10 protein-coding genes are annotated in these 12,874 nt (G+C 46.2%); 9 read left to right on the top strand and 1 reads right to left on the bottom strand.

Annotated features, from left to right (window positions below; all coding sequences use genetic code 11):
• The first annotated feature begins 12 nt into the window (after window positions 1–12).
• Both hisC and FLB61_RS01320 read left to right on the top strand, forming a co-directional pair.
• Window positions 13–1,065: a histidinol-phosphate transaminase gene (gene hisC, locus FLB61_RS01325; RefSeq protein WP_221919207.1), complete on the top strand. Its 1,053-nt coding sequence runs from the start codon at window positions 13–15 to the stop codon at window positions 1,063–1,065.
• A gap of 17 nt (window positions 1,066–1,082) precedes the next feature.
• The gene (locus tag FLB61_RS01320; protein ID WP_087211802.1) at window positions 1,083–1,961 is read left to right on the top strand and encodes a DUF368 domain-containing protein; all 879 of its coding nucleotides are present in this window, start codon (window positions 1,083–1,085) and stop codon (window positions 1,959–1,961) included.
• A 58-nt stretch (window positions 1,962–2,019) separates the two neighbouring features.
• Here FLB61_RS01320 and FLB61_RS01315 read toward each other — a convergent pair whose 3' ends face one another.
• Window positions 2,020–2,373 (bottom strand): helix-turn-helix domain-containing protein, encoded by a 354-nt coding sequence (locus tag FLB61_RS01315; protein ID WP_087200277.1) that lies wholly within the window; start codon window positions 2,371–2,373, stop codon window positions 2,020–2,022.
• Between the two features lie 196 nt (window positions 2,374–2,569).
• Here FLB61_RS01315 and FLB61_RS01310 point away from each other — a divergent pair, with 196 nt between their 5' ends.
• From FLB61_RS01310 to FLB61_RS01280, 7 genes are all read left to right on the top strand, one after another.
• A complete protein-coding gene (locus FLB61_RS01310) occupies window positions 2,570–3,034 on the top strand; it encodes a hypothetical protein (RefSeq protein WP_087200280.1) in 465 nt (154 codons plus the stop codon).
• Window positions 3,035–3,103: 69 nt separating this feature from the next.
• A complete protein-coding gene (gene ispG, locus FLB61_RS01305) occupies window positions 3,104–4,165 on the top strand; it encodes a flavodoxin-dependent (E)-4-hydroxy-3-methylbut-2-enyl-diphosphate synthase (RefSeq protein ID WP_087211798.1) in 1,062 nt (353 codons plus the stop codon).
• A 13-nt stretch (window positions 4,166–4,178) separates the two neighbouring features.
• Window positions 4,179–8,672, top strand: a complete 4,494-nt coding sequence (locus tag FLB61_RS01300; protein ID WP_221919206.1) for a PolC-type DNA polymerase III — start codon at window positions 4,179–4,181, stop codon at window positions 8,670–8,672.
• A 110-nt stretch (window positions 8,673–8,782) separates the two neighbouring features.
• A complete protein-coding gene (locus tag FLB61_RS01295) occupies window positions 8,783–10,093 on the top strand; it encodes a phenylacetate--CoA ligase family protein (RefSeq protein WP_087200287.1) in 1,311 nt (436 codons plus the stop codon).
• Window position 10,094: 1 nt separating this feature from the next.
• Complete coding sequence (gene iorA / locus FLB61_RS01290) at window positions 10,095–11,849, top strand: indolepyruvate ferredoxin oxidoreductase subunit alpha (protein WP_087200289.1); 1,755 nt, start codon at window positions 10,095–10,097, stop codon at window positions 11,847–11,849.
• Window positions 11,849–12,418: an indolepyruvate oxidoreductase subunit beta gene (locus FLB61_RS01285; protein WP_087200291.1), complete on the top strand. Its 570-nt coding sequence runs from the start codon at window positions 11,849–11,851 to the stop codon at window positions 12,416–12,418. The genes iorA and FLB61_RS01285 overlap by 1 nt, the downstream gene beginning before the upstream one ends.
• Before the next feature lie 12 nt (window positions 12,419–12,430).
• Window positions 12,431–12,847 carry an ACT domain-containing protein gene (locus FLB61_RS01280; RefSeq protein ID WP_087200293.1) on the top strand — a complete coding sequence of 139 codons (417 nt, stop codon included), beginning with the start codon at window positions 12,431–12,433 and terminating at the stop codon, window positions 12,845–12,847.
• Window positions 12,848–12,874: the final 27 nt, after the last annotated feature.

The following is a 12,874-nucleotide window of genomic DNA, read 5'->3' as shown; positions in this document are numbered from 1 at the left end:
GGAGGAGTACAGATGTTAGAAGAAAATATCCGGAAAGTAACACCATATGTGCCGGGGGAACAACCTCAGTGCAAAGTGATCAAACTGAATACAAATGAAAATCCATATCCACCTGCCCCGGGTGTAAAAGAGGCGCTTAGAAATCTGGATACTGACAGACTTCGCCTTTATCCGGACCCGGAGATGAAGACTCTTATATCCGCCCTGGCGGAGTTCTATGGAGTGAAAAAAGAGCAGGTGTTTGCGGGAGTCGGATCCGACGATGTGTTGTCCATGTGTTTTCTCACATTTTTTAATTCCGGGAAACCAATTCTTTTCCCGGACATAACGTACTCGTTTTATAAAGTGTGGGCAGACCTCTACCGAATCCCTTATGAGTGCCAGCCCCTGGATGAGAATCTCAGAATCAGAAAAGAAGATTATGAAAAAGAAAACGGAGGAATCATTTTCCCGAATCCAAACGCACCGACGTCCATCTACGAAGACCTTTCCTTTGTGGAAGATATCCTGAAAAAAAACAGAGATGTCATTGTCATTGTGGACGAAGCATACATTGATTTTGCAGGGCCGTCGGCTGTCCGTCTGATCGATACATACGATAATCTCATCGTGACACAGACATTTTCCAAATCACGGTCTATGGCTGGTATGCGAATCGGGTTTGCCATAGGAAATGAAAGACTGATCCGATGGCTGAATGATGTGAAGTACTCTTTCAACTCCTACACGCTGTCATATCCATCCATCGTGTGTGGGACAGGGGCTGTCAAGGACAGAGCGTACTTTGAAGAGACGACGGAGAGGATCATTCGAACACGGACTTGGGTGCAGAAAGAATTAAAAGAGCTTGGATTCATTTTTCCGGAGTCCAGCACAAATTTTATATTTGCAAAGCATCCGGATTACAGCGGAACGGACTTATTTGAAGCATTAAGAAACGAAAATATTTATGTGCGCCACTGGAATGATCCTGCCATCAAAGAGTATCTGAGAATTTCAGTCGGAACAGATGAGGAGATGGAAACATTCCTGAACGTGCTGCGTGCAGTAATGAAGAAACGATAAAGGGAGGACCTATCGACATGATAATGAACTTTATCCGGGGATTCTGTATGGCGCTGGCCGACAGTGTACCGGGAGTGTCCGGAGGAACGATCGCGTTCCTTCTTGGATTTTACGACAAATTTATCGATTCTCTGGATCACATCATGGGAAAAGACAAAAAGAAACGAAAGGAAGCGATCCTCTTTCTCTGTAAGATTGCCGGCGGCTGGATTATCGGTATGGCGGGTTCTGTGCTTGTCTTGGCAAGTCTGTTTGAGAAACACATTTATCAGATCAGCTCTATGTTCCTTGGTCTGATTCTGTTTTCCATTCCACTTATCATAAGTGAGGAGAAAAAGACGATCAAAGGGAATTATCGACATCTGTTTTTCCTCGTGATCGGAGTGGCGCTTGTTGTTGTCATCAGTTGTCTCAATCCGGTTGCCGGAGAAGGGATCAGCGTGGATGCAGGCAGTCTGAATATCGGGCTTGGAGCATATGTGTTTATAGCAGGAATGATTGCCATCTGCGCCATGGTACTTCCAGGTATTTCCGGATCTACCATTTTGTTAGTCTTCGGGCTTTACATACCGATCATTACTTCACTGAAAGAAATTCTGCACCTGAATATGGAGTATCTGCCGGTGCTGATCATTTTTGGCTTGGGGGTACTGACAGGCATTGCTCTTGTCATCCGTGCTATAAAGACAAGTCTCAAAAAATATCGTTCCCAGATGATCTATCTCATCATCGGAATGATGATCGGTTCCCTGTATGCCATCAAGGTAGGACCAACGACACTGGAGGCGCCAAGAGACCAATTGACACTTTCGACATTCAGTATTGTTTTCTTTATCATTGGAGCGATCCTTGTTTTGGGGCTTCAGAAACTGCAGATGGTTGGAGAAGAAAAATAAAAAGTTTGCGCAGGCAGCGCAAACTTTTTTGCAAACTTGACAGTACAGTTTTATTTTATTACTTGCCTTTATCCCTGAGGGAGAGAAGACGGGCATATTCGAGGAGATCCAGCTTGGACTTGTCAGATAAGTGTGCATAGAGGGTACGCAGCTGATATTGGACAAGCCGGTCATCGATGGAGTTGTCTGTCTCAAAAGATTCCACAGAAACAGATTGTTTTCCCGAAATCAGATAATCAGTACTGACATTGAAAAAACGGGCGATCATAAACAGTTTTTCATAATCAGGCTGTCGGTTTTTTGTCTCGTACCCAGCGATAGTTGAACGGGATACTTGCAGATATTTTGCAAGTTCATCCTGAGTCACATCGGTATTTTCGCGTAGCATTTTCAGTCGTTCCGGGAACCCCATAGCATCTCCTCCTGTGTATAGTGTGGCTACATTTTATCAGTTGATACATGGATAAAACAGGAAGTGTGCCAAAAAGAAACGAAATGTGTCGAAACGCGACGAAAGATGCGGCTTTGATTCGTGTGTTGACAGGTATGTATAAAATCTTTATAATTTACTTAGAATGATATAAAAAAGAAAGTCTGGAGGAATACAGATGCTAATAGCAAAAAATGATGAAAAAGAAAGAAGCCACATTTTCCGGATTGTGATCTGGACGGCGTCAATAATCATCATTGTGGTAGCTGCCTATTTCCTGATACGCTCATTCGGAGCAAATCCCATCAGAGGGACGTGGAAGTACCAGGATGATAATATTGTGATGGATATCAAAAAAAGCGACAAATTAACGATTACATTTGCAAATCTTCAGGATGTTACGGACTTGGAAGTGACAATGGAATATGACATTGACAAGTCAGACAAAATGATCGTCATCAAGAGTCCCACTGAGACAGAGCTTAGAAAGATCGCGGAAGAGACAGGCGGAAAAGTGGAAGAGACAGTTCTTGATACGGCAGTCGGAAAATTTACAACATCATTTGACTACAGTATCGAAAGCCAGAAGCTTACGCTTACCGATCGGGAATACGGCGATCAAATGGTTTTTGATAAACAGTAGCAACGAAACTCCCCTCTATATAAGTAAATATTATATAGAGGGGTTTTGAATGTGTAAGGAGGAAAGAGCATGCTGCGGGAAATGACAAAGGAAGTGCGTATCGGAAACGTAGTGATCGGAGGAAAGAATCCGGTCGCTATCCAGTCTATGACAAATACAAAAACAGAGGATGTGGATGCCACAGTGAATCAGATTCTTGCTTTAGAGAAAGCAGGATGTGAGATCATCCGCTGTGCAGTGCCGACGATGGAGGCTGCGGAGGCGCTTAGTAAAATCAAAGAAAGGATCCATATTCCGCTTGTGGCGGATATCCATTTTGACTATCGGCTGGCCATTGCAGCCATCGAAAACGGGGCGGACAAGATCCGGATCAATCCGGGAAATATCGGGGATACAGACCGGGTAAGAAAAGTAGTGGAAAAAGCAAAAGAATACGGTATTCCCATCCGTGTGGGGGTAAACAGCGGTTCTCTGGAAAAAGGACTCATAGAAAAATACGGTGGAGTGACAGCGGAAGGGATCGTCGAAAGCGCCCTTGATAAAGTTCATCTCATTGAATCGATGGGATATGACAATCTTGTTGTCAGCATCAAATCATCGGATGTCCTGATGTGTGTGAAGGCCCATGAGCTTATCGCAAAAGAGTGTCCGTATCCGCTGCACGTGGGGATCACGGAATCCGGCACAGTCCTCTCCGGCAACATCAAATCTTCCGTGGGACTTGGGATCATCCTGTACCAGGGCATCGGGAATACGATCCGTGTCTCTCTGACAGGGGATCCGCTGGAGGAGATTAAGTCTGCAAAACTGATCCTCCGGACACTTGGACTCCGAAAAGGAGGAATCGAGGTCGTATCCTGTCCGACATGCGGACGGACAAAAATCGATCTGATCCGCCTTGCAAATCAGGTGGAAGATATGGTGCAGGATATTCCTCTTGACGACATCAAAGTGGCAGTCATGGGATGCGTTGTCAACGGACCGGGAGAAGCGAAAGAGGCGGATATCGGTATTGCCGGAGGGATCGGGGAAGGTCTTCTCATCAAAAAAGGACAAATCGTGAAGAAAGTCAAAGAAGAAGAACTTCTGAATACGCTGCGGCAGGAATTGCTAAACTGGAAACAAGAGTAAAGGCGGAGCAGGAATGGGAAAAGATTTTTTTGAAGTTTTTCCGACTTTAAAGCTGGATAATGAGATGAAGTTTCTTCTCCAGGGAGTTTTGGTCACGAAAGTGGCGACAAATTCAAACCGGGATTTTATAAAAGTACATATTTTCAGTACACATCTCCTTCAGAAAAGAGTTATCTACAAACTGGAACAGATGATAAAAGATCAGTTGTTCGGACGAACGATGATACAGGTGGAGATTATCGAAGAGTACAGGCTTTCAGAGCAGTACACACCGGAAAACCTTATGCAGGAGTATCATGACAGCATCCTGTTGGAATTATCCCGAAGAAGCACGGTGGAAAAAAATATGTTTGAAAATGCTTCCTGTGATTTCGTGGGCAATACGCTGTGTCTGAAACTTCAGGATTCCATCGTGGCAGAAGGGAAAAAAGATGCGATTGCAGGGCTTTTGGATGAAGTGTTTAACGATCGTTTTCACGTCCCTGTCTCCATCCGGGTATCCTACCTTCCAAAGAAGAAAAAAAGTGCGCTGAAATACAATGAACTTCAGCTTCAGGCAGAAGTAGACCAGATCGTGGCGAGAAATGAGGAACTCCGAAAAGAAAAAATGAAGAAAGAAGAGACTGGAGACACCGGCAAAGCTGAAAACGAACCGAAAAAAGAGGAAGCTCCTAAAAGGCGGGAGAAACGCTTTGATAAAGGACAGAAGAAACCGTTTTTCCGTCACGATTTCCGCAAATCGGATGATCCGAATATGATTTACGGAAGGGATTTTGACGATGCGCCGATAGAGCTCAGCCAGGTCGTATCGGAGATGGGAGAGATCACGATCCGGGGGAAAGTCATCAGTTTTGAGGCAAAGGAAATCCGGAATGAAAAGACGATCCTTATGTTTGCAGTGACTGACTTTACCGACACGATCATGGTCAAGATGTTCACAAGAAATGAACAGCTCCCGGATCTCCTCGGGGAGATTAAAAAAGGCGCCTTTCTGAAGATAAAAGGGATTACGACCATTGACAAATTCGACGGAGAGCTGACGATCGGTTCTGTTACCGGTATCCGCAAAACAGGGGATTTTACGACAAAGAGACAAGATATCAGCCCGGAAAAAAGGGTGGAGCTTCACTGTCACACGAAGATGAGTGATATGGATGGTGTTTCTGAGGTAAAAGATATTGTGAAAAGGGCACATGACTGGGGCCACAAGGCGATTGCGATCACAGATCACGGAGTGGTCCAGGCATTCCCGGATGCCAACCATTATATCGAAACATTGGATAAGGATGATCCATTTAAGATCATCTATGGAGTAGAGGCGTATTTGGTAGACGATCTCACGGAGATTGCTCAGGGAGCCGGAAATCAGACGCTTTCTGACACATATGTCGTATTTGACCTGGAGACAACAGGATTCAGTCCTATTCAGGATAAGATTATCGAGATCGGGGCCGTAAAAGTAGAAAACGGTCAAATCACGGAAAAGTTCAGCACATTTGTCAATCCAAAGATCCCGATCCCGTTTGAGATCACAAAACTTACGGGTATTACAGATGAAATGGTAGTGGACGCAAAACCTATAGAAGAAGTGCTGCCAGAATTTCTCGGGTTTATCAAAGATGCGGTTTTAGTGGCTCACAATGCAGGATTCGACGTAAGCTTCATTGAACAAAACTGCAGGTATCAGAATATCAAGCCAGATTTCGCATCTGTCGATACGGTGGCGCTGGCCAGAGTTCTGCTTCCGACTTTATCAAAATACAAACTGAATGTTGTGGCAAAAGCACTCAATATTTCTCTGGAAAATCATCACAGGGCAGTGGATGACGCCGGAGCCACAGCGGAAATTTTCGTGAAATTTGTGGACATGTTAAAGGAGCGGGGAATCACAACTCTGAAAGGGATCAATCAGTTTGGGTCCATGAATCCAGACGCGATTCGGAAACTGCCGTCCCATCATGCGGTAATACTGGCAAAAAATGAGACCGGAAGGGTCAATCTGTACCGACTTGTATCCATGTCTCATCTGACATACTTTTCCAGGATGCCGAGAATTCCCAAAAGTGAATTCAACAAGTACAGAGATGGCCTGATTATTGGAAGTGCCTGTGAAGCCGGGGAACTGTTTCAGGCGGTTTTGAACGGCAAGTCGGAGGAAAAGATCGCCAAACTGGTAGAATTTTATGATTATCTTGAAATTCAGCCAATCGGCAACAACCGGTTTATGATCGCCAGCGACCGAATTTCCAATGTGAAGAATGAAGAGGACTTAAGAGATCTGAATCGCAAGATCGTCCGTCTGGGAGAACGGTTTCAGAAGCCGGTCGTCGCCACGTGCGATGTTCATTTTCTGGATCCGGAGAATGAAGTCTACCGGAGGATCATCATGGCTGGAAAAGGATTCGGCGATGCGGATGAGCAGGCGCCGCTCTATCTTCACACGACAGAAGAGATGCTGGAGGAATTTTCGTACCTGGGCACGCAGAAAGCCCACGAAGTAGTCATTGAAAACCCAAATAAGATTGCGGATATGATAGAGAAGATCTCCCCGGTCCGTCCGGACAAGTGCCCGCCTGTCATCGAGAATTCTGATCAGGAGTTGAGGGATATCTGTTACAAAAAAGCTCACGAAATGTACGGAGATCCGCTTCCCGATGTGGTAACGGAACGGCTTGAAAGGGAGCTTCATTCTATCATCTCCAACGGGTTTGCCGTGATGTACATTATTGCTCAGAAACTGGTGTGGAAATCCAACGCGGACGGTTACCTCGTCGGATCCAGAGGGTCTGTAGGATCTTCTTTTGTGGCCACTATGGCCGGAATTACGGAAGTCAATCCACTAAGTCCGCATTACTATTGTCCGAACTGTCATTACAGTGACTTTGACTCGGAAGAAGTAAAGAAATTTGCCGGAGGATGCGGATGGGATATGAAAGATAAAGAATGTCCGGTCTGCGGTACACCGCTGATCAAAGATGGATTTGATATTCCGTTTGAGACTTTCCTTGGATTCAAGGGGAATAAGGAGCCGGACATTGACCTCAATTTCTCCGGAGACTATCAGAGCCAGGCACACAAATATACGGAAGTCATTTTCGGGAAAGGGCAGACCTTCCGTGCCGGGACAATCGGCACTTTGGCCGATAAGACCGCATTCGGCTTCGTGAAGAATTACTATGAAGAGAGAGGCAGCAGGAAGCGTAACTGTGAGATAGACAGAATCGTGCAGGGATGTACTGGAATACGAAGAAGTACAGGACAGCATCCAGGGGGGATCATCGTTCTTCCGCACGGAGAAGATATCAACTCTTTTACCCCGGTGCAGCATCCGGCAAACGATATGAATACGGACATCATTACAACCCATTTTGATTACCATTCCATCGACCATAACCTTCTGAAACTGGATATCCTCGGACACGATGATCCGACGATGATCAAGACGCTGGAGGAATTTATCAATTCAGATGCCATGGAAAATGAATATGATGGGGTAAACCGTATTTTTGATGCCCGCGATATTCCGTTGGATGACCCTCAGGTTATGTCGCTGTTTGCAAACACGAAGGCTCTTGGGATCACGCCGGAAGATATCGGTGGATGCCCGGTAGGCTGTCTTGGAATCCCGGAGTTCGGGACGGATTTTGTTATCCAGATGGTAGTAGATACAAAGCCAAAGACACTTTCCGATCTGATCCGTATTTCAGGACTCTCCCACGGGACGGACGTATGGCTGAACAATGCGCAGACATTGATCCAGGAAGGAAAGGCGACCATCTCCACGGCAATCTGTACACGTGATGATATCATGACCTACCTTATCAACAAGGGCATGGACAGTGAGCTTTCCTTTACGATCATGGAGAAAGTCCGAAAAGGAAAAGGGCTGACGCCGGATTTTGAAAAGGCTATGACAGAAGCGGGAGTGCCGGACTGGTATATATGGTCCTGCAAAAAGATCAAGTATATGTTCCCGAAAGCTCACGCGGCTGCATACGTCATGATGGCCTATCGGATCGCCTACTGTAAGGTCAACTATCCGCTGGCCTATTATGCGGCCTATTTTGGTATTCGCGCTGATGCGTTTTCCTACGAGATCATGTGCCAGGGAAAAGACAAACTGAATTATTATATCGAGGACTATAAACACAGGCAGGACAGCCTGAGCAAAAAAGAGCAGGATACGATGAAAGATATGAAAATTGTTCAGGAAATGTACGCCCGGGGGCTGGAATTTATGCCCATCGATATCTACGAGGCAAAGGCTACGCGGTTTCGGATCATAGACGGAAAGCTGATGCCTCCGCTGTCCAGTATCGAAGGAATGGGAGACAAGGCCGCGGAAGCGGTGGAGCTCGCTTCAAAAGATGGAAAGTATCTGTCCAAAGATGATTTCCGTCAAAGGACAAAAGCCAGCAAAACAGTCATCGACAAAATGGACGAATTGGGACTTTTAGGTGATTTGCCTGAGTCAAACCAGCTTTCTTTGTTTGATTTTGCCAATTAGTGCTTTAAACAGCTAAAGAGATGTGGTATAATACAGAGGATAAACTTTTCCGAAAGTTTATCCTCTTTTTTCATATTTTAATATAGAAAATTTTATTAGGAGGAAGAAAAATGATTTGGGCAAAGGAGGAAACTCTGCCGCGGAAAGAGCTGGAGATGATACAGCTGGAAAAGCTGAAAAAGACAGTGGCTTACATCTATGAACGGGTAGCTCCATATCGCGGGAAAATGGACAGGGCAGGGGTAAAGCCGGAAGACATACAGACACTCTCCGATCTGAGACGGCTGCCGTTTACATATAAGAAAGATTTCAGAGATAACTATCCGATGGGATTGTTTGCGGTAGACAAAAAAGAGCTCGTGCGGTTTCACGCAAGTTCCGGGACTACCGGAAAGCCGACAGTTGTGGGATACACAAAAAATGACTTGGAAATGTGGCTTGGAAATGTGGCAAGGATAGCATGTATGGGAGGCGCATCTGCGCAGGATATCGTACAGCTGTCGTTTGGATACGGAACCTTTACCGGGGCACTGGGACTGCACGGAGGTCTTGAAAAAATCGGGGCGGCCGTGATACCGATGTCATCTGGAAATACAAAAAAGCAGATCATGTTTCTGAAAGATATGGGAGTGACCCTCCTCGTGGCTACTCCATCCTACGCCCTTCATCTTGGGGAGGAGATAAGAAAAAGCGGACTCGATCCGGAGACGGATCTTTCCGTGCGGATCGGACTCTTTGGAGGCGAAGGCATGACGGAAGCCATGCGGGAGGAGATGCATCGTATCTGGGGAAAGGATTTTTTGTGTACCCAGAATTATGGACTGAGCGAATTGTGCGGACCAGGGGTGGCAGGCGAATGTCAAGAACTGTGCGGAATGCATATAAATGAAGACTGGTTCATACCGGAGATCATCGATCCCAAGACGGAAGAAGTCCTTCCGCCGGGAGAGAGAGGCGAGCTTGTTGTTACCTGTCTTGGAAAAGAAGCGCTCCCTCTTGTGCGCTATCGGACCGGGGATATGACAAGACTTTTTTATGAGCCATGCAAATGCGGCAGGACAACGGTGCGGATGGAAAATCTTTCTGGAAGAGCAGACGACATGCTCGTCATCCGGGGAGTGAATGTATTCCCGACACAGATTGAAGAAGTACTTTTGAGCATCGAGGAGATCGGACCGCATTATGAGATTCTCGTAGAAAGAAAAAATCGCCTGGATGTCATGACAATTACAGTGGAACTTATCGATGACAGGCTTTTGGACAGCTATTCCAAGTTAAGTGAGCTGGAACAGCGGATCAAAGCGGGACTGAAATCCCAGCTTGGTCTGGCGACGCAGATCAGACTTGTGGCGCCGTATTCCCTGCAGCGGTTTGAGGGAAAGGCAAAGAGGATCAAGGATTTACGAAAGGATGGATTATAAAATGGCAGATGATAAGAAAGTGATCATGCTTGGCAATGAAGCCATTGCGAGAGGAGCATGGGAAGCCGGCGTCAAAGTTTCTTCAGCTTACCCGGGAACACCAAGCACAGAAATCAGCGAAAATCTTGTAAAATACAAAGAAGACCTGTATGCAGAGTGGGCTCCGAATGAGAAGGTGGCTGCGGAAGTGGCTATCGGGGCAAGTATATCCGGAGTGCGCGCTATGGCGTGCATGAAACATGTGGGACTCAATGTGGCGTCTGATCCACTCTATACAGTGTCTTATATGGGAGTAAACGGGGGCCTTGTGTTTATGGTTGCGGACGATCCGGGACTTTACAGTTCTCAAAATGAGCAGGATACCAGGATGATCGCCAGAGCTGCCGGCGTGCCGGTGCTGGAACCGTCAGACAGCGCGGAGGCAAAAGAGTTTGTGAAAAAAGCATTTGAGATCAGCGAGACCTATGACCGTCCTGTCATATTCCGGATCACAACAAGGCTTGCACATTCACAGGGGCTTGTGGAACTTGGCGAGAGGGAAGCGCTGGAAGACAGACCGTACGAAAAAAATATCCGGAAGAATGTTATGATGCCGGGAAATGCAAAGTTCCGTCATGTAGAGATAGAAAAGCGCAATAACGAGCTCAAAGAGGCAGCGGATACGATGGATATCAACCGTGTGGAGATGAATGATACAAAAATTGGCGTCATTACGAGTGGAATCCCGTATCAGTATGTAAAAGAAGCGATACCGGAAGCGTCAGTTTTAAAACTTGGCATGGTCAATCCTCTTCCAAGAAAAATGATCGAAGAGTTTGCAGGAAAGGTAGAGACACTCTATATCGTGGAAGAACTGGATCCGGTCATCGAAGAACAGGTAAAGTCCTGGGGTATCAAGGCAACAGGAAAAGAGATCTTTACGATTCAGGGAGAATACAGTGCAAATATGATCCGCCAGGCTATTCTGAAAGAAGACCTGAAGATCAGAAAGGCCGAGGATGTGCCGCAGAGACCACCGATCCTTTGCCCAGGCTGTCCTCACAGGAGTGTGTTCTATGTACTGAACAAACTGAAAATGCATGCGGCGGGGGATATTGGATGCTATACATTAGGAGCTGTGGCGCCTCTGAGCGTTGTAGATACGACGATCTGTATGGGTGCAAGCATTTCCAGCCTCCATGGGATGGAGAAAGCAAAAGGAAAAGACTATATTAAGAATTGGGTTGCCGTGATCGGAGATTCCACTTTTCTCCATACCGGTGTCAATTCTCTGATGAACATGGTTTATAATCAAGCAACCGGGACAGTGCTCATTCTCGATAATTCCACGACAGGTATGACAGGACACCAGGATCATGCGGCTACCGGAAAGACATTGCAGGGCGACCCGACATATGCTATCGATATCCCGGGGCTTTGCCGTTCCATAGGTGTTCCGAATGTGTGCGTAGTAAATGCCTTTGATATAGAAACACTGGAAAAAACGATAAAGGAAGAAGTGGCCAAGGAAGAAGTGTCCGTCATTATCACGAGGACGCCTTGCGTACTGCTGGATAAATCAAGAAAGCCGGTTTACGCGGCAGATCCGGAGAAATGTAAAAAATGCGGCATGTGTATGAAACCGGGATGCCCTGCTATGACACGGAATGCGGACGGGACAATCCACATCGACGATACGATGTGTACCGGATGCGGATTGTGTGAGACACTTTGCAAATTCGATGCGATTAAACTGGTAAAGGCAGGTGAAAGATAATGGCAGTAAAAAATATAATGATCGTAGGCGTAGGCGGACAGGGAACACTTCTCACAAGCCGTATTCTGGGCGGACTTGCCATTGAAGGCGGGTACGATGTCAAACTTTCCGAAGTGCACGGGATGGCTCAAAGGGGAGGAAGCGTCGTCACGTTTGTGCGGTACGGGGAAAAGGTGGCAGAACCTATTGTGGAAGAAGGGCAGGCAGATGTCATCATCGCCTTTGAGCGTTTGGAAGCTCTTCGGTATTCCCATTTTCTGAAAGAAGGAGGAGCGCTGATTTTAAATGACTGGAGGATCGACCCGATGCCTGTCGTTATCGGGGCGGCTGAGTATCCGGAAAATATCGTGGAGACGCTTTTGGCTGGCCACAAAGTATATACGGTCAATGCTACAGAAGAAGCGAGAAAACTCGGAAATCCAAAAGTATTTAACATGATCGTGCTTGGTATCGCTTCCCAGCATATGGACTTCACAAAAGAGCAGTGGTACAAAGTCATCGAACGCACGGTTCCTCCGAAAACAATAGAGATAAATAAAAAAGCATTTGAAGTAGGAGCCGCATTATAGGAGGGGTGTGGAATGAAACAGATATCAGTTTTTGTGGAAAACCGTCCGGGAAGCCTCATGGAAGTGACATCCAGACTTACGGAAGCAGAAGTCAATATTCGCGCTGTGGCATCATTTGACACACCGGAATTTGGGATACTGAGGATGGTCGTGGATGACCCTCAGAAAGCAAAGCAGGAATTGACAAGACTTGGTTTTGTCGTTCGGATCTACGAAGTGATGGGAGTAGAGCTGCAGGATGAGAAGGGCAATCTGAATCATATGCTGTCCATTCTTGCGGACGGGCAGATCAATGTCAACTACATCTATTCATTTGTGATCCGGGAACAGAAGGCTCCGGTTATGGTATTTTCCACAGATGACATGGAAAAAGCAAAGGAAATCTTAACCAAGGCTGGAGTCAAGATTGTGACAGATGAAGAGTTATAAAGCAAAAAGGAGGACAGAGTAAAGAAA

It is taken from the genome of Sellimonas caecigallum (assembly GCF_019754295.1).
GTDB lineage: Bacteria > Bacillota > Clostridia > Lachnospirales > Lachnospiraceae > Sellimonas > Sellimonas caecigallum.
This window is presented reverse-complemented; position numbering and strand designations above follow the sequence as displayed.

Excerpts from the sequence above, each read along its gene's own strand:
- FLB61_RS01320 (WP_087211802.1), top strand. The coding sequence starts at position 1,083 with ATGATAATGAACTTTATCCGGGGATTCTGTATGGCGCTGGCCGACAGT.
- FLB61_RS01280 (WP_087200293.1), top strand. The coding sequence starts at position 12,431 with ATGAAACAGATATCAGTTTTTGTGGAAAACCGTCCGGGAAGCCTCATG.
- FLB61_RS01285 (WP_087200291.1), top strand. The coding sequence starts at position 11,849 with ATGGCAGTAAAAAATATAATGATCGTAGGCGTAGGCGGACAGGGAACA.
- iorA (WP_087200289.1), top strand. The coding sequence starts at position 10,095 with ATGGCAGATGATAAGAAAGTGATCATGCTTGGCAATGAAGCCATTGCG.
- FLB61_RS01295 (WP_087200287.1), top strand. The coding sequence starts at position 8,783 with ATGATTTGGGCAAAGGAGGAAACTCTGCCGCGGAAAGAGCTGGAGATG.
- FLB61_RS01310 (WP_087200280.1), top strand. The coding sequence starts at position 2,570 with ATGCTAATAGCAAAAAATGATGAAAAAGAAAGAAGCCACATTTTCCGG.
- FLB61_RS01315 (WP_087200277.1), bottom strand. The coding sequence starts at position 2,373 with ATGGGGTTCCCGGAACGACTGAAAATGCTACGCGAAAATACCGATGTG.
- FLB61_RS01300 (WP_221919206.1), top strand. The coding sequence starts at position 4,179 with ATGGGAAAAGATTTTTTTGAAGTTTTTCCGACTTTAAAGCTGGATAAT.
- ispG (WP_087211798.1), top strand. The coding sequence starts at position 3,104 with ATGCTGCGGGAAATGACAAAGGAAGTGCGTATCGGAAACGTAGTGATC.
- hisC (WP_221919207.1), top strand. The coding sequence starts at position 13 with ATGTTAGAAGAAAATATCCGGAAAGTAACACCATATGTGCCGGGGGAA.